The following is a 19,918-nucleotide window of genomic DNA, read 5'->3' as shown; positions in this document are numbered from 1 at the left end:
GACGGCAGTTGTCTTCGGCTGCACAGCCCAATCCGTCCCGAAGCCGTCTGCGCGGCGGCTGGCGCATCGCAGCCATCTTGCTTGCGGTTGTCGCCGTGTTGCTGGCCGCGGCGGCTTTCGCGCTCAGGCAGGCGTACCCGCCGGCGCGCATTTCGGCGATGCTCGCCGAGCAGATCAGCACTGCGACGGGGCGCGCTTTTCGCATCGACGGTGATCTGTCGATTCATCTGTTTCCGACCATTGCCGTGCGCGCGAACGATGTGGCGCTTGCCAATGCGGACTGGGGTTCGCAGCCCGACATGCTGCGGTTTCGCAAGGCGGCTTTCGAGATTTCGCTACGGGATCTGCTCGACCGGCGGATTCGCATCCTGAGCGTTGAAGTGGAAGACGCCGAGATCCTGCTCGAAGGCGACGGCGCCGGCCGCTACAACTGGCAATTCGCGCCGCATCCTCGCGATGGGGCAAAGGCTGCACCGTCATTGGAGATGGACCGCTTCCTGCTGTCAGGCGCCCACGTCACGTACCGCGATGCGCGCAAGGGGGCTTCGCGCGACGTCGAAGTAGCGATCGACTCCATCGGATTGCACGCCAACGGCGATCGGGATCAACTCTCGGGCGTCTTCAAGCTGGGCCCGCAAGAGTGGAAGGCGGAAGGCGAGGTCGGCCGTGTGGCGCGCATGCTCGCCGGGGCCGAGGACTGGCCGTTCGATATTGCCTTGAGCACCGATGGCGCGACAGTCTCTGCGGCAGGCAACTTGGGAACGGGTCCGCGTGCAGGGAGCCTGGAAGCCGCGCTGAAGCTTCAGGTGAGCGATGCAAAGGTATTGCGAAATATCTCGGCGGCGGCGAGTGCGCTGCCGATGCCTGTTGAAGCCACAGCGACGCTGCGGCGTGCGCCGGACGAGTGGCGCTTCGACGAACTGAAGCTGTCCATCGCGGGGCAGGCGCTGAACGGTCGCGTCACCCTGCAGACCCGTCCGCCCAGACCGCGCGTGGACGCGGAGTTGTCGTCCGCGGCGATCGATCTGAAGAAGTGGCTCACGGCCGAGCCTGCGGCAGCGGCAAAGACGCCCCGGGCGCCGCTGTTCGGCGACAAGCCGCTGTTCACCTTCGATGCCTTGCCGGAGATCCCGCTGCAGATCCAGGTCAACGTCGATCGCCTGAACGTGCCCGGAATGCCCGCGGTGTCCGGACTGCAGGCCCGTTTGATATCAGACCAGGGCCGGCTGACGATCGAGCCTCTGTCTTTTGCTGCCGTCGGCGGCTCCGTGCATGGACGGGTCGGGCTCACGCTCCGAATGGGCGAGGCGCCGCGCACCGACTTGCAACTGACTGCGCGGTCGCTTTCCGTGGAGGACCTGGACGCCCAACGGGGCGGCAAGCATTTCAAGGGAGGGCGCGCGAACCTCGACCTCAAGCTGGGGATGACGGGTCGCACGCCAAGGAGTCTGGCGGGGACGTCCCATGGAGACGTGCAGTTGTCGGTGCGAGATGTCGGGTTGACTGGGCGCGCGGCAACGCTGGACCAGGACATCCTCGCGCGCCTGCTCGATACGCTGCTCCCCAAGCAGGCATCCAGCAAGGACCTGGTCGTGCAGTGCCTCGTCGCACGGCTCCCGCTGCGCAACGGCGTGGCGGCGATCGACCGATCGATCGTCATGGAAACCCCGCAGATCGCTGTCGCTGCAAGCGGCGAGATCAACCTGGCGAAGCAGACGATCCAGTTGGCTTTCTTGCCGAGGGTGAAGAAGGGGCTGGATCTCAACCCGGGGAGCCTGGTTCAGCTGCTGTTGCTGAAGGGCTCGCTCGAAAACCCCGAGTTCACCATCGACCCGAAAGGCACCGTACGTCAGGCAGCGACGTTCGGCGTTGCGGCGGCGACCGGCGGGATTTCGCTGCTGGCGCCAGCGCTCTTCGGTCACGCGGGCACTGCCAAGGATTGCGGCTTGCCGTCGTCAACAGGCGGACAGGGCACCAAGTCCAAGCCGCAGCAAGAGGGAGGTGGGCGCAAGTTCAAGGCGCCTCATCCCTTCGGACTGATCGGGCGCTGAGTGGTTACCGTGACGCTTTTGCAAAAGTAAGAAGAAAGTTAAGGAAATATCTTGTTACCTTGAGAATCACTAGGCACAATGTATTACATGCATTCGCAACACCCCTCCAAACCGCAATGGACCACCGCTGGTCTGCTCGGCCTGTTGCGCTCGACCCTGCCTCCTGCAGACAGGAGGCGGGCGCTGACCGCGTCGCAGGATGCCTGCCCCCCGCCGGCGCCGCTCAGCAACCGCCAGCTCATCGACATCGCCGACGAATGGCGTGACCGAACCTGCGAAGGCGACGCCGGCGCCGAATCCGTGGCGCAGGCGCTCGAACTGGTGGCAATGAACCGCGCCGCCGGAAAGCAGAAACGGATTCAGGAAATGGGCAAGCGCCTGTCAGACCTGATGAGGTTGTCTTGAGTTGTCTGCAAGCTCGCCGCGTCCTGCGGCGCCTTGCCCGCAAGGCCCGAATGCGTTGCCCGGCGATGCAGACGGGGTATTGGCATCTTCAATCTACTTTCAACGCCATGAAAACCCAGACCGAAGCGATTCGTGAAGGCTACAACGTCGACTTGTCGGGCCCAGGCAGGCCCTTGGGCGCGCGCGGCAAGTACCCGGAGTTCGAGGTGATCCCTCTGCTGACCGACATGGAAGCGGAGTTGCTCAACACGCTCGGCCTCATCCGCAAGCTGCTGACCGAAGGCACGCCGACCAAGGACGCCCAGGAAGGTGTGGTTCTCGCGATCGACAGCCTTCTGTCCGTCGCCCGTGCCTGAGTCGAACTGTCGAGGAGTGAAAAGATGAACAGCTACCAGACCGCTTCCCAGGCAACCGGCGTCGCGCGCACTCTCAGCAAGACCTCGGCCTGCACGATCGTCGTGTATCAGGCCGGTGCCGGCAAATACGTCACGGCCCGCCCGACGGACTCCGTCAGCGGCCTCGTGATCGGCATCTACCGCAACGGCTATCTGCTGCCGAGCGGCCAACGCGCTGCCTGAGCAGCGACGCAGGCCTTCGACCAAGCCGCTCGAAGCCGCTCGCCATGGCGGCTCGATTCAGCCTCAGGCGAGCAGGTCGCTCAAGGTCCGCGCGATCACCTTGGTTGCGCGCCGCAAGTCTTCGAGTACCACCCGCTCGTCGTTGCGCTTGGCGTGCGATTCGAGCACGGTGCGCGGGCCGGCGCCGTAGATCACGCCCGGAATGCCGGCTTCACCGTACAGCCGTACATCGGTGTAGAGCGGCGTTCCCATCGCCTTGATCGGCTCCCCGAAAATCGCCTCGCCGTGCTTCTGGATCGCGTCCACCAGCGGCTTGTTGCCTGGCATCGGCTTCATCGAATTGGCCAGGAGCAGTCGCTTGATGTCGACGCTGATGCCCGGCATCTGCGCCGCGCTGTCGGTGATCACCTTGCGGATGGTGGCTTCGACTTCGACGGGGTTCTCCTCGGGGATCATGCGGCGGTCGAGCTTGAACACCACCTTGCCGGGGACCACGTTGGTGTTGGTGCCACCTTCGATGCGGCCGACGTTGAGGTACGGATGCGTGATGCCTTCGACCTTCGAAGTCACTTGCTGATAGAGCGTGTTCTGCGCATAGAGCGCATTGAGGATGTGCACCGCGCCCTGTAGTGCGTCGACGCCGGTGGTCGGGATGGCGGCGTGGGCCATCTTGCCGTGCACGGTGATTTCCATCTGCAGGCAGCCGTTGTGCGCGGTGACCACTTCATAGCTGAATCCGGCGGCGATCATCAAGTCAGGCTTGGTCAGCCCCTGCTTGAGCAACCAGCCGGGACCAAGGATGCCGCCGAACTCCTCGTCATACGTGAAGTGCAGTTCGACGCTGCCTCGGGTCGGCTTGGCGACGGCTTCGAGCGCGCGCAGCGCAAAGGTGAAGCTCGCGAAATCGCTCTTGCTCACTGCCGCGGCACGGCCATAGAGGCTGTCGTTGTCGATTTCGCCGCCATAGGGGTCGTGTGTCCATCCTTCGCCGGGCGGGACCACATCGCCGTGGGCGTTCAGTGCCACGGTGATGCCGCCACCGCCAGCATTGCCGTACTTGCGTCGCACGATCAGGTTGGTGATCGATTCGAGACCGTAGTCCTTCACCTCCTGCGCTGGCACTGCGTGCTTTTCAGCCTCAAAGCCGAAGGCCTGGATCAGCTCCGCGGTTCTATCTGCGTGCGGCGCGTTGTTGCCGGGCGGCGTGTCGGTGGGCACGCGCACGAGTTCCTGCAGAAAGCGCACTTCCTCGTCGAAGTGGGCATCGATCCAGGCGTCGAGTTTGTTGTAGTCGGTCATGATGTTCAGGTGGCTTGTGCGGTGGCGAGGTCATCGAGCAGCAGCTGAAAGGCTTGCACCGCCAGCTGGATGTCGTCGTTGGTGCTCGATTCGAGCGGGTTGTGGCTGATGCCCGAATTGATGCCGCGCACGAAGAGCATGGCCTGCGGCATGACCTCGTGCAGCTTCATCGCGTCGTGGCCCGCGCCGCTGGGCATGCGAAAGAGCGGCACGCCCAATGCGTCCACGGCCTTTTCCCAGAGCTTCTGCCACTCGGGGGCGCTCGGCGCCGCTGCGGCGCGCATGGTCTCCTCGAGCGTGTGGCGCACGCCGCGGCGCTCGCAGATTTCCTTCAGCGCATTCAGCACGTCTTCAGCCAATGCGTCGCGCTGCGCGTTGTTCGGCGCACGCAGGTCCAGACTGAACTTGCAACGGCCCGGTACCACGTTGATGGAGCCGTTCGGCACTTCGAGCATGCCGACGGTTGCGACAGAATCGCCATCCTTTGCCGCCCGCTTTTCCGCGAACAGAATGAGTTCCGCCACCGCCGCAGCAGCATCGCGCCGGCGGTCCATGGGCGTCGTGCCGGCGTGGCTCGCCATGCCGATCACCTCGCCGACATAGCGCACACTGCCGTTGATCGAGGTGACGATACCCAGTGGCAGATCCAGTTCGGTCAGCACGGGGCCTTGCTCGATATGCACTTCGACGAAACCGAGGTACTTCGACGGATCGCGCTGGATCTTCAGGATGTCCTCGTCCTTAAGCCCGGCATGCTGGCGCGCTTCGCGCATGGTGATGCCGTCGGCGTCCTTCTGGTCGAGCCAGCTCGGATCGAAATGCCCGATCAGCGCACCAGAACCGAGAAAGGTCGCCTTGTAGCGCTGGCCTTCTTCTTCGGCAAACCCGACCACTTCGAAGCCGAAGGGCAGCCGGCGGTTTTGGCGCTTGAGTTCGCGAACGCAGGCCATGGGCACGAAGATGCCGAGCCGGCCGTCGTACTTGCCCCCGTTGCGAACGGTGTCGTAGTGGGAGCCGGTCAGCAGGGTCTTGGCGCCGGGTGTGCTGCCTTCGTAGCGGCCGACCACATTGCCGACCGCATCGATGTTCACGCTGTCGAAGCCGGCATCGCGCATGTTCTGCGCGATCTGCTGCGCGCAGGCGCGGTGCGCATCAGTGAGATAGGTGACGGTGAGTTGTCCCTTTTCCGCATAGCCGGGATCGGTGTGTACCGCGAGCTTTTCATGCCAGTCCCACACGTCATTGCCCAATGTGGGTTCGACGCCGAATTTATCGTCGAGCCGGATCTCGGCGATGCGATGGATGTTGCGCAGCGCCTCGCCGATTTCGAAGTCGGGATGGTGATGCAGCCGGCGCTCGAAGGTGTCGATGATTTCCCGCTTGAGAAGGCCGGTGCCGCGCGGCCCGCGCACGGCAAGGATGAACGGAAAACCGAATTTGGCGTTGTAGTCGGCATTGAGCTGCTGGATCTTGGCGAACTCTTCAGGCGTGCAGTTGGTGAGGCCCGCCTTGTTCTGCTCGTTCGTCGATTCAGCGGTGAGGCTCTTGCTGACCATCGCCTTGCCGGCGAGTTCAGGGTGGGCACGGATGAGGCCCAGTTGTTCGTCGCGCGATGCCGCGGTGACGACTTGGACCAACGCATGTTTCAGGTGCGCCAGCGAACGAAAGGGGCGCGCCTTGGCTGCGCGTTCGGCGATCCATGGCGAGTGCTCGTAGACGCCGTCGAGCAGCGAAACCAACGCTTCGGTGGATGCGGCATTGAGCTGGTCAATGGTGAGAGTGCCGAGAGTTGCGGGTGCGGTGGTGGCCATGGAATCAGTCTCCGTTCGTGGCGACATAGGGATGCGTCGCCTTCCAGTGCCGCGCGATGTCGAGTCGGCGGCACACCCAGACGCGGTCGTGCGCAGCGATGTGGTCGAGAAAGCGTTGCAGCGCGGTGATGCGGCCAGGTCGTCCGAGCAGGCGGCAGTGCATGCCGATGCTCATCATCTTCGGCGCCTCGTCGCCTTCGGCATACAGCGCGTCGAAGCTGTCCTTCATGTACTGGAAGAAGGGGTCGGCGTGCGAGTAGCCCTGCGGCAGTGCAAAGCGCATGTCATTGCAATCGAGCGTGTAAGGCACGATCAGCTGGGGCACGACATTGCCATCGGTCTTGCGCACCTTCATCCAGAAAGGGAGATCGTCGCCGTAGTAGTCGCTGTCGTACTCGAAGCCGCCGTAGTCGGCCACCAGACGGCGGGTGCGCGGGCTGTCGCGGCCCGTATACCAGCCGAGCGCACGCTCGCCGGTGAGCTGTTCGATGGCCTGCATGCCCAGGCGCATGTGCTCGCGCTCGGTGGCTTCGTCCAGGCCCTGGTAGTGAATCCAGCGCCAGCCGTGGCAGGCGATCTCGTGGCCCAGTTCCTTGAAGGCAACGGCCAGTTCGGGATAGCGCTCCAGGGCCATGCCGACGCCGAAGACCGTCAGCGGCAAGCTTCGCTTCTCGAATTCGCGCAGGATGCGCCACACGCCGGCGCGCGAACCGTACTCGTAGATGCCTTCCATGCTGATGTGGCGGTCCGGAAAGCTCGCGGGATTGAACATCTCCGAGAGGAATTGCTCGGAGCCCGCGTCGCCATGCAGCACGCAGTTCTCGCCGCCTTCTTCATAGTTCAGCACGAACTGCACGGCAATGCGCGCGTTGCCGGGCCATTGCGCATGCGGCGGATTGCGGCCGTAGCCGACGAGATCGCGCGGATAGGGCAGGGTGGTGTCGTAAATCATTGCTCGCCCCCAGGTTGCCCGCACTTCGTGTCGGGCGCCCACCCCCTGCCGGGGGCGCCGCCGATGGCCCGGCGAAGCCGGTTCCATGGCTGCCTCCGAACCGGCGCGCTTCGCGCAGCCGGCACAGCCAGGCTCGTTGGTGAAACACGAACTGAGCAAGCAACGGGGGTGTTTTTCATGCCAATGCCAGGCTGATGTCGTGGGTGGGGACCTTGCGGTCGAAGGTGAGGTTGGCTTCGACGTGCTCGAGGTGTTCAGTCATCAAGCGCACGGCGCGTTCTTCGTCCTTGGCGGCCAGCGCCTTCACGATGTCGGCGTGCTCGTCGTTCGAATGCTCGGCGGCGCTCGCGCTTTGGTACATGAGCGTGATCAGCGCGCAGCGCGAGATCAGTTCACCGAGGATCTGCGCCAACACCGCGTTGCCCATGAGCTCGGCCATGCGAACGTGAAAATCGCCGAGCAGTTCGGTGCGGCCGGAAATATCCTCGCCGGAAACTGCGGCCTTTTCGAGCGCCACGTGCTCCTTGAGCGCCTTGATCTTGGCCGGCGTCACGCTGCGGACGAAGGCGCGCGTCATTTCGGCTTCGAGCATGCGGCGCACTGCGAACACCTGCTTGGCCTCGTCGACCTCGGGTGCGGCGACGAATGCGCCACGCGCCGGTTCGAGGCGGATCAGCTTGTTCTGCGAAAGCTGAAAGAGCGCCTGGCGCACCAGCGTCCGCGACACGCCGAAGTGGTCCGCCAGCTTCTGTTCGGCGAGCTTGCTGCCGGGTTGAAGCCGGTGTTCCACAATGGCCTTGGTGAGTGCGTCGACGATGGCGCGGGTCGTGGTCGAGTCCATGTTTTTCATGATAGACCCAAAGCCAGGAACTGTATACACTTTTGTCGACCGCAGTTTCCCCAATGCACTAAGGAGCACATCCATGGGCCTGAGCACCCACGTACTGGACACGATGCACGGCACGCCAGCCGCCGGCATGGAGGTCGCCTTGTTCACCACCGACGGCACCGGCGAAGACGCGCGTGCCACGCTCGTCAGGCGCTTCACGCTGAATGCCGATGGGCGCAGCGATGGCCCGCTCTACGACAACAACTCGTTGAAGGCCGGCACTTACCGCCTTGTTTTCGATGTCGCCGGTTATTTCAAGGCGCGCGGCGTGGATCTGCCGGAGCCGAATTTCCTGAATCGCGTGGCGCTCGATTTTGGTGTTGCGCGTACCGACCAGCACTATCACGTGCCACTGCTGGTGAGCCCCTGGAGCTACTCGACTTACAGAGGCTCTTGACCGGAGCCGTGAGAGTCTTGAAAGCCCTGCAATTGCCCTTCGGTCAAGGTGTCGAGCTGGAAATGACCCCCTTCGTCCCACAGCCAGGTATCGGTCCACGTCACCTTGCCCATTCGGGTCGGGGCCGGAAAGGGCGCTGCCGAAAGCACGGTGCGCTCGATCTCGGCAATCACCTCGGGCGCATGCTGCGGTGCGCGCATCCAGTGCATCGAAACGACGTTGCCGCTCGCGTCGAGATCGACCTGCAACGTGCCGACCGCATAGAGCAGCGGCGGCAACTGGCCTTCATAGATGCGGCGCTTGTTGATGTCATAGACGTGGCGTGCGGCATCGCGCCGGTAGTCGCGGGCGGTCGCCGCGGTCGATGCGCGCGGCCGGGGGCGGCTGCTGTCGCCCGGGTCGGGCTTGGCGTTGCTGAGCTGGCCTGGGACGGCCCCAGTCAGCGGGGCGGTACCGCAACCGACCAGCCACAGGCTGGAGGCAAGGGCGGCCGCCAGTGCGAGGCGGCGCGACGTGATCTGCATTTTCATCGGCGCGGTTATACCGTGACTAGGTCTGGCTTCCGCAACGTGAGGTTTCGTCCATGACCGGCGCCGTGGACGAACTGCTTGCGCGCTTGCAGGGTGAATCCGGCATTCTTGTGCGCGTCGAATCAACCCAGGGATCCGTGCCGCGCGAGGCGGGCACGTGGATGGCTGTGTGGGCTGATGGCCTGACCGCCACCATCGGCGGCGGCCAACTCGAATTCCAGGCGGCCGATGAAGCGCGCGCCTGGCTCGCGGGCGGCCCGCCCATCGAAGGCGTGCGGCGCTATCCGCTGGGCCCGAGTCTCGGCCAGTGTTGCGGCGGTGTCGTGTTTCTGTCGTACCGCCGCATCGACGCATCCGGCGCGAAGGCGCTGCAATCCGACCTGCTGGCCCATCTCGAGCCGGTGGCCTTGTTCGGGGGCGGTCACGTCGGCGCGGCACTGGCGCGGCTGCTCGCGACCTTGCCGTTTGCCGTGCGCTGGATCGACAGCCGCGACGGCATCTTCCCCGAAGACCTTCCGGCGCAGATCGACACCGAATATTCCGAACCCGTGCAGCAAGCGGTGGCGCAGCTCGCGCCGGGCTCGCGCGTGCTGATCATGAGCTTCAGCCATGCCGAAGATCTGGATATCGTGATCGCCTGCTTGAAGCGCCTTCGCGAGCGCGACGATCTCCCTTACATCGGCTTGATCGGCAGCAAGACGAAATGGGCGACCTTTCGTCATCGTCTCGAGGCGCGCGGTTTTACGGCCGAAGAGATGGACCGCGTGACTTGCCCGATCGGCGTGCCCGGCATCACGGGCAAAGAGCCCGAAGTGATCGCGGTGGCCGTGGCGGCACAGTTGTTGCAATCGCTTCCGTCCGCATGAGGCGCTCAGGGTTTTCCAGCACGTCGCGTCGCGCAAAACCCGAAACTTCCCTCGCAAGAGTGTATACACTTCAGTCCACAAGCCGCAGCGGAGCGAGGCCCATTCGATGGCCTGCGTTCGCGGCACTATTTCTGCTTACAGCGCCCGCAGTGGTGAGCAGGCCTGAACACCACGGCGTCCTCACACGCCGACAAGGTTGAGAGTCAATGGAAAGCTATTACCTCGACTGGGCCAATCTGCTGCTGCGCTGGGTCCACGTCATCACCGCCATCGCATGGATCGGCGCTTCCTTCTACTTCGTGATGCTGGACAACAGCCTCGAAAAGCCGGAAGACCAGGAATCGCTGGACAAGGGGGTCGGCGGCGAGCAATGGGCGGTGCATGGCGGCGGCTTCTACAACATGCAGAAGTACGCGCTGGCGCCCAAGCGGCTGCCGGACCATCTGCACTGGTCGTACTGGGAGAGCTATTCGACGTGGCTCACGGGCTTCGGGCTCTTCACGATGTCCTACCTGTGGAATGCCAGCACCTACCTCATCGACAAATCGAAGATGGACTGGCAGCCCGGCGCCGCCATCGCCGTGGCAGTGGCCTTCTTCGTGGTTTTCTGGATGGTGTACGACAGCATCTGCCAGGTCTTTGGTCAACGCAAGAACGGCGACACCATCGTTGGTGTGCTGGTGGCGATCTTCATCGCGTTTGCCGCATGGCTCGCATGCCACTGGTTCGCCGGCCGCGCTGCGTTCCTGCTGGTCGGCGCCATGATGGCGACCACCATGAGCGGCAATGTCTTCTTCTGGATCATCCCTGGCCAGCGCAAAAACGTCGCGGCACTGCGCGAAGGCAGGCCTGTCGATCCGATCCACGGGCAGCGCGGCAAGCAGCGCAGCGTGCACAACACCTACTTCACGCTGCCGGTGCTGTTCGCGATGCTGAGCAACCACTACAGCTTTACGTACACGCACAAGTACAACTGGATCGTGCTGCTGCTGATCATGCTCGGTGGCGCGGGGATCCGGCAGTTCTTCGTGGTGCGCCATCGGTTCAAGCTGGGCAACGCGCGCAATCCCGCTCCGTATGCGCTCTTCGGTGTTGCGGTGCTCGGCCTGAGCATTGTGTGGATGAAGCCGGAGCCCGCTGCTGAGCCGGTGGCTGGCGCAGCGTCGCAAAAGGTGTCGTTCGCCCAAATCCAGAAGGTGCTCGAGCAACGTTGCTACATGTGCCACGGCGCGCAGGTGCAGATGAAAAACGTGCGGCTCGACGCGCCCGATCAGGTCGCGGCGCACGCCCAGGCGGTCTATCAGCAGGTGGTCGTGACGAAGATCATGCCGATGAACAATGCGACCGGCATCACCGATGCCGAGCGTGGGCTGATCGCCAAGTGGTTCGAGGGCGGAGCAAGTACCAAGTAGCCCCCAGGCTGCGCGCACTGCGTGTCGCTTCGCCCAGCCGAGCGCGGCGGCCCTCTGGCAGGTGGTGGCGGGCGGTGGCTGGCAGTGGGTTGAGACAATGTGGGGAGACAAGGAAAGATCATGAGCTCTTTGAACACTTCGCCCATTCCCGACGCTCAGGGCGCGCCGCGTCAATTTCTTGAACATCTCTATCGGGTGGCGGTCGAACGCGCGCTGCCGCTTGCGAGCATGGGCCCTTGTCTTCCGGAGCCGCCGAAGGGGCGCACTCTGGTCCTTGGCGCGGGCAAGGCCGGCGCATCGATGGCGCAGGCGCTGGAGGCACTCTGGCCGGCCGAGGCGCCGCTGTCGGGGCTGGTGGTGACGCGCTACGGTCATGTTCCGCCGCGTCCCGAAGGGTTGGCGCAGCGCGTCGAGGTTGTCGAGGCAGCGCATCCCGTGCCCGACGAAGCAGGGATGAAGGCGGCCGAGCGCATCCTGGCCCTGACCCAGGGGCTCACGGCCGATGACCTGGTGCTGTGCCTGATTTCGGGCGGCGGCTCGTCGTTGCTGACGTTGCCGGCCGAAGGACTGACCTTGGCGGACAAGCAGCGCATCAACACGCAGTTGCTCGAATCGGGCGCTCACATCGGCGAAATGAACTGCGTGCGCAAGCACCTGTCGCGCATCAAGGGCGGGCGCCTGGCGGCTGCCTGCGGATCGGCGCAGGTCGTGACGCTCACGATCAGCGATGTTCCCGGCGATGACACTGCCGTCATCGCCAGCGGTCCGACGGTGCCCGATGCAAGCACGTGCGCGGAAGCGCTGGCAATTCTCGACCGCTACCGCATCGAAGTGCCGGCGCCCGTGCGCGCCCGGCTCGAAAGCGGGGCCCTCGAAACGCCCAAGCCCGACGACGCCGTGTTCAAGAACCACGTGACGCACCTGATCGCCACGCCCCAGCAATCGCTGGAAGCCGCTGCGGCGGCGGCACGCGCGGCGGGCGTCGCGGCGCACATCCTCAGCGACGAAATGGAAGGCGAATCACGCGAAGTCGGCAAGGTGCATGGCGCGCTGGCACGCTCGGTGTCCTTGCGCGGAGAGCCCTTTGCCCGGCCATGCGTCATTCTCTCGGGCGGAGAAACCACCGTCACGATCCGCCCGCGCCAGCCCGGGCAAGCCAAAGGCCGAGGCGGCCGCGCGGGCGAGTTCTGCATGGGCCTGGCTGGTGCGCTCGCGGCCCGCGACAACATCTGGGCACTCGCCGCCGACACCGACGGCATCGACGGCGTCGAAGACAACGCCGGTGCCTTCGTCACGCCCGACACGCTCGGCCGCGCCGAGGCCGCGGGCCGAAAGCTCAACGATCACCTCGACCGCAACGACGCCTACGGCTACTTCGACGCGATCGGCGATTTGCTGGTCACTGGACCGACACACACCAACGTCAATGACTTTCGGGCATTGTTGATTCTGTAATCAGGTTTGCGGTTCGAGCGGGCAACAGGCATGCTTCGCCCCCGGGAAAACCGAAAACACCGACTGCATGAATCAAAGCCATCTGGGCCTCGTGTCCTATCCAGCCCATCGCTGGACCGCCGACATCGGCCTGCGGATTCGTCGGCATCTGCTCTTGAAAGTGGCCGGAACCACGGCCTTTACCTGGGTCTTCTTTCTCGGATACTTTCATCTCCTGCGCGAGCCAGTCAATCCGGTCACGGTGATGCCTTTGACGGCGCTCGACCATCTGATCCCATTCCAGCCGCAAGCGCTCATTGCCTATTTTTCGTTGTGGGTCTACGTGGGCGTGGCACCGGGGCTTCAACTCACTTTCAAGGAGTTGGTCTCGTATGGCCTGTGGGTGGGCGCCCTCTGCCTGACCGGCCTGGGCCTCTTCTATCTCTGGCCGACCCAGATCCCGCCGATCTCCACCGACACCTCCGACTTCCCGGGCTTTGCCATCCTCCAGGGCGTCGACGCTGCGGGCAACGCCTGCCCATCGATGCACGTGGCGATCGCGATCTTTACCGCCATCTGGGTCGAACACATTCTGCGTGGAGCGCAGGCGCCGGTTTGGCTTCGGCTGATCAACTGGGCGTGGTTTGCCGCGATTGCGTATTCGACCCTGGCCGTGAGGCAACACGTCGTGCTCGATGCCGTTGCCGGCGCGCTGCTTGGGGTTGCCTTCGCGCTTCCGTCATTGCATTGGCGCCCGGGACGAGGCGAATGGGCGCAAAGGCGGAGCGGATATCATGGAATTTCACTGCCCAGGAGGGGTTGAGTTGCGGGCAGGCACAACCAACATTGCCGTCGGCCGGTCGACGGCCAGAGTATGACGACAGACACCGCATCACAGAGTTCGCTCAAGGAACTGCAGGATCTCATCCACGAGAAGTACGGCATCGAAGCGTCGGGACTCGACCCCAACGCCTCCATGCGCGAGAAAGGCTTCGATTCGTTGGCTTTGGTCGAATTCGTTTTCGCGATCGAAGACCACTTCGGCATCACGATGCCGGACGACGACCCGAACATCGACACCTTGGCCGAGCTGGCCGCCGTGGTCGACAAGGCGCGAGCGTCGCAGACGACGTGAACCCGATAGCGGTCACCGGCCTGGGCGTCGTGGCGCCGCACGGCGAAGATCCTGATGCGATGTTCTTGGCGCTGCTGCGAGGCGAGTCCGCGCTCAGGCCTGTTTTCCCGGACCTGCCAAAAGCCGCCGCGGCAGCCACCGTGGCGTTCGACGAATCCCGTTGGTTTACGAAGCTTCAGCTTGCCGGGGTCGACCGCGTCAGCCAACTTGCGGTTGCAGCAGCGGACATGGCAATGAGCGACGCTGGCATTGCGGGCGCGGCCGCCGGACTCGATCCTGAGCGTGTCGGCGTGTTCGCTGGCTGCGGAATGGGCGGCGCGGCGTCCCTGGATGCTGCCTACCGTGGCAACGGCCGCGTGCCGCCCTTGACCATTCCCGCCTATATGCCCAATGCGCCGGCCTCGCATATCGCGATGCGCCATCGAGTTCATGGGCCGGTGTTGACCTATTCGGTTGCTTGCGCGTCATCGAGCATCGCCATCGCCGAAGCCGCGAAGGCGATCCAGCGCGGAGACGTGGACCTGGCGATCGCCRGCGGCAGCGAGGCTCTCATCGTGCCCGGCGTCATCATGGCGTGGCAGGCCATGCAGACACTCGCCAGCTTCGCGCCTGGCGAAGAGGCGACGGCCATTCGACCGTTCGCGAGCGATCGCAAGGGTTTCGCGCTGGGCGAGGGCGCCGCTTTTCTAGTCCTTGAATCCGCCGAACGCGCTCGCGCACGTGGCGCGCGCATTCGCGCCATGCTCGCCGGCTGGGGTCAGAGCTGCGATGCCTCGCACCTGACCAAGCCCGATTCGCACGGCCAGGCACGGGCCGTTCGGCAAGCCTTGCGGCAGGCTGGATTGCAAGCGCGTGACGTCGGTTACTGCAACGCGCACGGCACGGCCACGCGCATCGGCGACTTGGTCGAGAGCGCAGCCCTGGCCGAAGTGTGGGGTGACGACCTCGACCAGTTGAGTGTCAGCTCGACCAAGGCCTTGCACGGCCACTTGCTTGGAGCTGCCGGTGCGCTGGAGGCGGCTGTGACCGTGCTGGCCTTGCAAGCGCGCGAACTGCCTCCCAACGCCCATTGCGCCGCGCAGGATCCGGACTGCAGGCTGAACCTGACACCGGCATCAGGCATGGCGGCGCCCGGGCTCCAAGCTGCGATCAGCAATTCATTTGCGTTCGGCGGCACGAACTCGGTGCTTCTGTTCACGCGCACCTGAGCCTCATGGCGCGGTGATCAGCCGCCCAGATCCCGGCCGATTTGCCGGGCGGAACCGAAGGCCAGGGTGAACCCCAACGCACCGTGGCCCGTATTGAAGAGCATGTTCCGCGGAGCGCTTGCCAGCCGGCCGACCATCGGCACGCCGGTAGGCGTTGCCGGGCGCATGCCAGTCCACGGATGCAGTGAATCGAACCGGCCCGCCCGCGGAAACACCGAGCGGGTCGCTTCTGCGAGCGTTTCGATGCGCGTGGCAGGAATGCTGGCGTCATGGCCCACGAGCTCGGCCATGCCGGCCACGCGCAGCCGAGAACCGATGCGCGCGAACACCACTTTGCGGGCACTGTCGGTCACGTTCACACGGGGCGCCGCGCCGGGCGATGAATCGACGTCGACCGTGATGCTGTAGCCCTTGAGCGGGTAGACGGGCAAATAAGCGCCCAACTGCCGACCTAGCCGGTTCGACGCGGTCCCGAGCGCCATCACGAACGCATCGGCCGCGACATCGCCGCTCCCCGTTTGGACGGCGACGACCTTGCCGCTGCGAATGTCGAAGCCGTTGATCTCGGTGTTCAGGAGAAACCGCACCCCGCGCGCCTGCAGGGCGCGCACGAGCTCAGAGCAGACCTTGAGACAGTCCGCCGCGCACTCGCTGGGCGTGTGGATCGCGCCCACCATCTGGTCGCGGTAGTCCGCCAACGCAGGTTCGATCGCGATGCATTCGTCGGGCGTGACCAGACGCTGCTCGCTTCCCATCGTGCGTTGGAGCTCGAGTTGCCGGCGTGCGCCTTCGAGCGACGTTTCGCTTGAATACAGCACGAGCTTGCCGGTGGCCGAGAAATCGCAGTCGGGATCGATGTCGGCGCGCATCTGCTCGAACGCATCGCGACTCTCGGCGGCCAGCGCGAGAAGGTGGGCCGTCGTCTCGCGCGAGGTCTGCGCATTGCAAGCCGCGAGAAAAGCCAAGCCCCAACGCCACTGCAGCGGATCGAGTTTCGGCTTCAGTTTGAGCGGGGAGGCGGGTGACAGCAGCAGCTTTGGCAACTGCCGCCAGATCGATGGATCGGCCAGCGGTTGCACGTACGAATAGCTCAGCTGCGCGCCATTGCCGCCACTCGCGCCGGCGCCGGGTATTGCGCGGTCGATCACGCTGACTTCGAAGCCCTGGCGGTTCAACTGCCATGCGGTGGCCAGCCCCACGACGCCGGCGCCCAACACGCACACGTGCATCACGTCATTCCTCTTGTTGTTTGGAGCGGTCGACTCTAGGGCCATGCAGCGTGGCCGGGAAATGCCGAAAGCGCCGCGGGCCATAGCCAAAGCTCATGGGATGCGGCATCCATAACATTTGGACATGGGCATGCGTGCAAAAGGAATTGTGACGCTCGCAGGAATGCTTCCTACACTCCGTTGCATCTTCCTCATCGTTCTAGTCACTGAAAGGGCTCGCATGAAAGTTTCCGCCTTGATGGCCACCGTCTTGCTCGCTGGCATCGCGACCGGCGCGCAAGCTGCCGACACTCTCGCGAAGATCGGCGAAACCGGCAAGATCACGCTGGCATACCGCGAGTCCTCCGTGCCTTTCAGCTATCTCGACGGCAACAAGCCGATCGGCTTCTCGGTCGAGCTTTCGAATGCGGTCGTCGAGGCGGTCAAGAAGAAGCTCAATAAACCCAATCTCGAAGTCGCGATGATGCCGGTCACGTCGGCCAATCGCATTCCTTTGCTGCAGAACGGCACGATCGATCTCGAATGCGGATCGACCACCAACAACACTGCGCGCGGCAAGGATGTCGCGTTTGCGATCAATCACTTCTACACGGGCACGCGACTGCTGGTGAAGAAGTCCTCGAAGATCAAGAACTACCCGGACCTGGCGAAGAAGAACGTGGCCACCACCACCGGCACCACCAACGCGATGGTCATGCGCAAGTACAACACCGAGAAGAACCTCGACATGGACATCGTGCTTGCGAAGGACCATGCCGATGCCTTCCTGCTGGTGGAATCCGATCGCGCGGCGGCATTTGCCATGGACGACATCCTTCTCTTCGGGCAGATCGCCAACGCCAAGAACCCGGGCGACTTCGAAGTCGTGGGCGATGCGCTGCAGGTCGAGCCCTACGGTTGCATGCTGCCGAAGGACGATCCTGCTTTCAAGAAGGTGGTCGACGACACCATCATCGGTCTCATGAAGAGCGGTGCGTTCGAAAAACTGTACGACAAGTGGTTCATGCAGCCGATCCCGCCGCGCGGTACGGCGCTGGGCCTGCCGATGAGCCCTCAGCTGCGCGAAAACATCAAGACGCCCAGCGACAAGCCCGCCACTTGAGTTCGCCCCCAGGCTTGCCCACTTCGTGTGGCCTCCTACCCCCTGCCGGGGGCAACACCGGCGGCCCGGCTAAGCCGGTCCGCGGTGTTCCTGGAATTCGGCTGGAAGGGGCGGGGCGCGGGTGACTGACTATTGGAAGGTGTGAAGTGACACGGACTGTGGGCATTCTTGGCGGGATGGGGCCTGCGGCTGGGGCGGACTTTGTTCGGCTGTTTGTGGAGGCCTGTGCGCGGCTGATGCGGGCGCGAGGCGTGGCCGTGAGTGACCAGGGCTTTCCGGAGCACTGGCTGGCGCAGGTGCCGGTGCCGGATCGCAGCGGTGCGCTGGACTCGTCCGATCTGGGCGCGCATCAGCCGCTCGAACCGATGCTCCAGGCGCTGGGGCGTCTTGCTGCGCTGGGCAGTCGCGCAGTGGCGATTGCGTGCAACACGGCACATGCCTGGCACGGCGCTTTGCAGACACGCTTTCCGAACGTCGAGATCCTGCACGTGGCGCGCGAAGTGTCGGGCCATCTTGCTGCGCAGGGCGTGAGAGACGTGGCGCTTATGGCGACCGAAGGGACCTATCGGGTGGGGCTCTATGAAAAGGCGATGGCCGATGCGGGGATGGCGTGTCATCTGCCGACGACGGACGAGCGCCAGATCCTGATGCGGGGTATTTATGACGGCGTGAAGGCCGGCAACATGGCGCTGGCGGAATCGTGTTTTGCCGATGTGGCCGTGCAGTTGGCGAAGCGTCATGGACAGGTCGCCATCGTCATGGGCTGCACCGAGATCCCGCTGGGGCTGCATGGCTCGGCCGCGGTTGAAGGCTTGCGGCTCGTGGATCCTGCATGGGTGCTGGCGTCGGCGCTGGCCGTGCGGGCCTATGACGCAGCGACTGCAAATGAACGTGACGCGCAGGAGCCGCGCCGACAGGCTCGACACGATTGATAAGATGAACCCGCTCCGAGCCGTCCGATGGACGGCTTTTGTTTTGACAACAACGCGCAAGTAGTCATGAATTTGCTAGCCATCATCGCCGCGACCCTGGTTTCCGGCATCGGAAGTGTGTGGATCGCTGCCCTGTTGCTGCGCGTCGGGGTCAGGGGAAGAAGCGGCGCGGGTGGCGTGAATCCGCAGCACCTGTTGAGCCTGGCTGCGGGCGCGCTGCTGGCCACTGCGTTCATGCACTTGCTGCCGGAAGCCTTTGAAAGCCGGATCGAGCCCGGCGTGCTGTTCGGCGTGCTGCTGTTCGGACTGGTTTTCTTCTTCCTGCTCGACAAGGCGGAACTCTGGCACCACGGGCATGAACATCACCATGGTCACGGCCATTCCCATGCACACGATCATTCGCACGGTCATGCGGACCATCATGCGCAAGCCGGCAGCGGCAAGGGCGGTGGCTGGGCCGTCTTGACGGGGGACAGCGTTCATTGCTTCGGCGACGGAATCCTGATCGCTTCCGCATTCATCGCCGACCTTCGCCTGGGCTTGGTCGCCGCCGTCGCGGTGCTGGCGCACGAGGTGCCTCATCACATCGGCGACCTGATCGTCCTTCGCCAGAGTTCGGCGAATCAGCGGGCCGCGCTGGTGAAAGTGTCGCTGGCCGGCACGATGACCGCGCTCGGCGGTGTGGTCGGGTGGTGGTTGGTCGACCGACTTCACGCATGGCTGCCTTATTTCCTCGTTCTGGCTGCCAGCAGTTTCGTGTACGTCGCGCTCGCGGACCTCAYTCCCCAACTGCAGAAGCGCTTGCCATCCCGCCAGACGGCCATGCAGATCGTGTGGCTGGCCATCGGTATCGCGCTCGTGACGCTGGTGAGTCGCCTCGCGCACGGCGAGCACGGCCATGAACACGGCAGCGACGGTGCGGGCGCCGCGCACGAGGCGCATGACCATCAGCAGTGAATGGACACATAACGCACGTTCTGAAACGCTTGTTGCCGCTTTGTTCAAGCGGCTGGTTCGACCGGGGCTCACACTTGGGGTGCATCATGCGCAATATCAGTCAGCCAGGAGTCAGATCATGAGCAGCGCCGACCCCCTTCTGCGTCCCGGAGAAGCCGCAGATGAACCTGAGATCGACGAAACCGAAGACACCTTGCCGGAGGACGCGGAAGACGGCGAATTCGAGGACTCCGAACTGGAGGCCGAAGGACCTGACGACCTTTCGGAAGAAACGGGCATCGACCTTACGGATGCGAGCGAACTGGATGCCGACAACGTGCCGGCTGACGAGGAATTCGATCGGGTGATTCAGGCGCCTGATTGACTGGGCTCGCCCCCAGGCTGCGCGCACTTCGTGTCGCTTCGCCTACCCCCTACCGGGGGCAACACCGGCGGCCTGGCAAAGCCAGTTCCGCGGTGTTTCTGGTGCTCGCCCCCAAGGGGAACGGGCGCGCTTCGCGCGGCCCTGTTTTCCTTACGCTTCCAGGGTGAAGCCTACTTTGATGGTTACTTGCCAGTGGGCGACTTCGCCGTTGACTACGTGGCCACGGGTTTCTGTGACTTGGAACCACTGGATGTTGCGGACGGATTCGCTGGCCTTGGCGATGGCGGCCTTGACGGCGTCGTCGCTGCTGGTGGGGGAGGAGCCGGTGAGCTCGATGAGCTTGTAGACGTGGTTGGACATGGCGTTT

22 protein-coding genes are annotated in these 19,918 nt (G+C 64.2%); 15 read left to right on the top strand and 7 right to left on the bottom strand.

Annotated elements, in window-relative coordinates; translation table 11 throughout:
- Positions 1-8 precede the first annotated feature (8 nt).
- The 4 genes from AC1DMA_RS18610 to AC1DMA_RS18595 all read left to right on the top strand — a co-directional run bounded on the left by AC1DMA_RS18610 (position 9) and on the right by AC1DMA_RS18595 (position 3,034).
- Positions 9-2,051, top strand: a complete 2,043-nt coding sequence (locus tag AC1DMA_RS18610; protein WP_478145132.1) for an AsmA family protein — start codon at positions 9-11, stop codon at positions 2,049-2,051.
- Between the two features lie 87 nt (positions 2,052-2,138).
- Positions 2,139-2,456 (top strand): hypothetical protein, encoded by a 318-nt coding sequence (locus tag AC1DMA_RS18605; RefSeq protein ID WP_478125686.1) that lies wholly within the window; start codon positions 2,139-2,141, stop codon positions 2,454-2,456.
- A gap of 107 nt (positions 2,457-2,563) precedes the next feature.
- Positions 2,564-2,812 (top strand): hypothetical protein, encoded by a 249-nt coding sequence (locus AC1DMA_RS18600; protein WP_478125687.1) that lies wholly within the window; start codon positions 2,564-2,566, stop codon positions 2,810-2,812.
- A 24-nt stretch (positions 2,813-2,836) separates the two neighbouring features.
- Entirely contained in the window at positions 2,837-3,034 is a 198-nt protein-coding gene (locus AC1DMA_RS18595) for a hypothetical protein (RefSeq protein ID WP_478125688.1), read from the top strand.
- Between the two features lie 63 nt (positions 3,035-3,097).
- Here the strand turns inward: AC1DMA_RS18595 and AC1DMA_RS18590 are convergent, their stop codons facing one another.
- The 4 genes from AC1DMA_RS18590 to AC1DMA_RS18575 all read right to left on the bottom strand — a co-directional run bounded on the left by AC1DMA_RS18590 (position 3,098) and on the right by AC1DMA_RS18575 (position 7,946).
- Positions 3,098-4,333 carry a M20 family metallopeptidase gene (locus tag AC1DMA_RS18590; RefSeq protein ID WP_478145131.1) on the bottom strand — a complete coding sequence of 412 codons (1,236 nt, stop codon included), beginning with the start codon at positions 4,331-4,333 and terminating at the stop codon, positions 3,098-3,100.
- A 5-nt stretch (positions 4,334-4,338) separates the two neighbouring features.
- Entirely contained in the window at positions 4,339-6,144 is a 1,806-nt protein-coding gene (gene uraD / locus AC1DMA_RS18585) for a 2-oxo-4-hydroxy-4-carboxy-5-ureidoimidazoline decarboxylase (RefSeq protein ID WP_478145130.1), read from the bottom strand.
- 4 nt (positions 6,145-6,148) lie between these two features.
- The gene (puuE, locus tag AC1DMA_RS18580; protein ID WP_478125691.1) at positions 6,149-7,096 is read right to left on the bottom strand and encodes an allantoinase PuuE; all 948 of its coding nucleotides are present in this window, start codon (positions 7,094-7,096) and stop codon (positions 6,149-6,151) included.
- Between the two features lie 175 nt (positions 7,097-7,271).
- Entirely contained in the window at positions 7,272-7,946 is a 675-nt protein-coding gene (locus AC1DMA_RS18575; protein ID WP_478125692.1) for a GntR family transcriptional regulator, read from the bottom strand.
- A 73-nt stretch (positions 7,947-8,019) separates the two neighbouring features.
- On the opposite strand from AC1DMA_RS18575, the gene uraH reads away from it, so the two are divergent.
- Complete coding sequence (gene uraH, locus AC1DMA_RS18570) at positions 8,020-8,382, top strand: hydroxyisourate hydrolase (RefSeq protein ID WP_478145129.1); 363 nt, start codon at positions 8,020-8,022, stop codon at positions 8,380-8,382.
- On the opposite strand, the gene AC1DMA_RS18565 is transcribed toward uraH, so the two are convergent.
- Entirely contained in the window at positions 8,367-8,912 is a 546-nt protein-coding gene (locus AC1DMA_RS18565; protein ID WP_478145128.1) for a hypothetical protein, read from the bottom strand. The genes uraH and AC1DMA_RS18565 overlap by 16 nt on opposite strands.
- A gap of 53 nt (positions 8,913-8,965) precedes the next feature.
- Here AC1DMA_RS18565 and xdhC point away from each other — a divergent pair, with 53 nt between their 5' ends.
- The 6 genes from xdhC to AC1DMA_RS18535 all read left to right on the top strand — a co-directional run bounded on the left by xdhC (position 8,966) and on the right by AC1DMA_RS18535 (position 14,967).
- The gene (xdhC, locus tag AC1DMA_RS18560) at positions 8,966-9,778 is read left to right on the top strand and encodes a xanthine dehydrogenase accessory protein XdhC (RefSeq protein WP_478145127.1); all 813 of its coding nucleotides are present in this window, start codon (positions 8,966-8,968) and stop codon (positions 9,776-9,778) included.
- A gap of 206 nt (positions 9,779-9,984) precedes the next feature.
- Positions 9,985-11,190: a urate hydroxylase PuuD gene (locus AC1DMA_RS18555; protein WP_478145126.1), complete on the top strand. Its 1,206-nt coding sequence runs from the start codon at positions 9,985-9,987 to the stop codon at positions 11,188-11,190.
- 120 nt (positions 11,191-11,310) lie between these two features.
- Complete coding sequence (locus tag AC1DMA_RS18550) at positions 11,311-12,645, top strand: glycerate kinase type-2 family protein (RefSeq protein ID WP_478145125.1); 1,335 nt, start codon at positions 11,311-11,313, stop codon at positions 12,643-12,645.
- A gap of 67 nt (positions 12,646-12,712) precedes the next feature.
- A complete protein-coding gene (locus tag AC1DMA_RS18545) occupies positions 12,713-13,447 on the top strand; it encodes a phosphatase PAP2 family protein (RefSeq protein ID WP_478145124.1) in 735 nt (244 codons plus the stop codon).
- Between the two features lie 51 nt (positions 13,448-13,498).
- On the top strand, positions 13,499-13,759 hold the full coding sequence (locus tag AC1DMA_RS18540) for an acyl carrier protein (RefSeq protein ID WP_478125699.1): 261 nt from the start codon (positions 13,499-13,501) through the stop codon (positions 13,757-13,759).
- Complete coding sequence (locus AC1DMA_RS18535; RefSeq protein WP_478145123.1) at positions 13,756-14,967, top strand: beta-ketoacyl-[acyl-carrier-protein] synthase family protein; 1,212 nt, start codon at positions 13,756-13,758, stop codon at positions 14,965-14,967. The genes AC1DMA_RS18540 and AC1DMA_RS18535 overlap by 4 nt, the downstream gene beginning before the upstream one ends.
- A 17-nt stretch (positions 14,968-14,984) precedes the next feature.
- Here the strand turns inward: AC1DMA_RS18535 and AC1DMA_RS18530 are convergent, their stop codons facing one another.
- Positions 14,985-16,196, bottom strand: coding sequence for a D-amino acid dehydrogenase (locus AC1DMA_RS18530; protein WP_478145199.1), 1,212 nt, complete (start codon positions 16,194-16,196; stop codon positions 14,985-14,987).
- 220 nt (positions 16,197-16,416) lie between these two features.
- On the opposite strand from AC1DMA_RS18530, the gene AC1DMA_RS18525 reads away from it, so the two are divergent.
- The 4 genes from AC1DMA_RS18525 (at position 16,417) to AC1DMA_RS18510 (ending at position 19,551) form a co-directional block, all read left to right on the top strand.
- Entirely contained in the window at positions 16,417-17,298 is an 882-nt protein-coding gene (locus AC1DMA_RS18525) for a transporter substrate-binding domain-containing protein (RefSeq protein ID WP_478145122.1), read from the top strand.
- 146 nt (positions 17,299-17,444) lie between these two features.
- Positions 17,445-18,230: an aspartate/glutamate racemase family protein gene (locus tag AC1DMA_RS18520; protein WP_478145121.1), complete on the top strand. Its 786-nt coding sequence runs from the start codon at positions 17,445-17,447 to the stop codon at positions 18,228-18,230.
- A gap of 66 nt (positions 18,231-18,296) precedes the next feature.
- Entirely contained in the window at positions 18,297-19,187 is an 891-nt protein-coding gene (locus AC1DMA_RS18515) for a ZIP family metal transporter (RefSeq protein ID WP_478145120.1), read from the top strand.
- Positions 19,188-19,305: 118 nt separating this feature from the next.
- On the top strand, positions 19,306-19,551 hold the full coding sequence (locus AC1DMA_RS18510) for a hypothetical protein (protein WP_478125704.1): 246 nt from the start codon (positions 19,306-19,308) through the stop codon (positions 19,549-19,551).
- Positions 19,552-19,701: 150 nt separating this feature from the next.
- Here the strand turns inward: AC1DMA_RS18510 and AC1DMA_RS18505 are convergent, their stop codons facing one another.
- Complete coding sequence (locus AC1DMA_RS18505; protein WP_478125851.1) at positions 19,702-19,911, bottom strand: dodecin; 210 nt, start codon at positions 19,909-19,911, stop codon at positions 19,702-19,704.
- Positions 19,912-19,918 lie beyond the last annotated feature (7 nt).

Source organism: Variovorax sp. 05N34, from assembly GCF_056397405.1.
The sequence above is the reverse complement of the archived record's forward strand: the minus strand, read 5'-3'. Positions and strand labels throughout refer to the sequence as shown.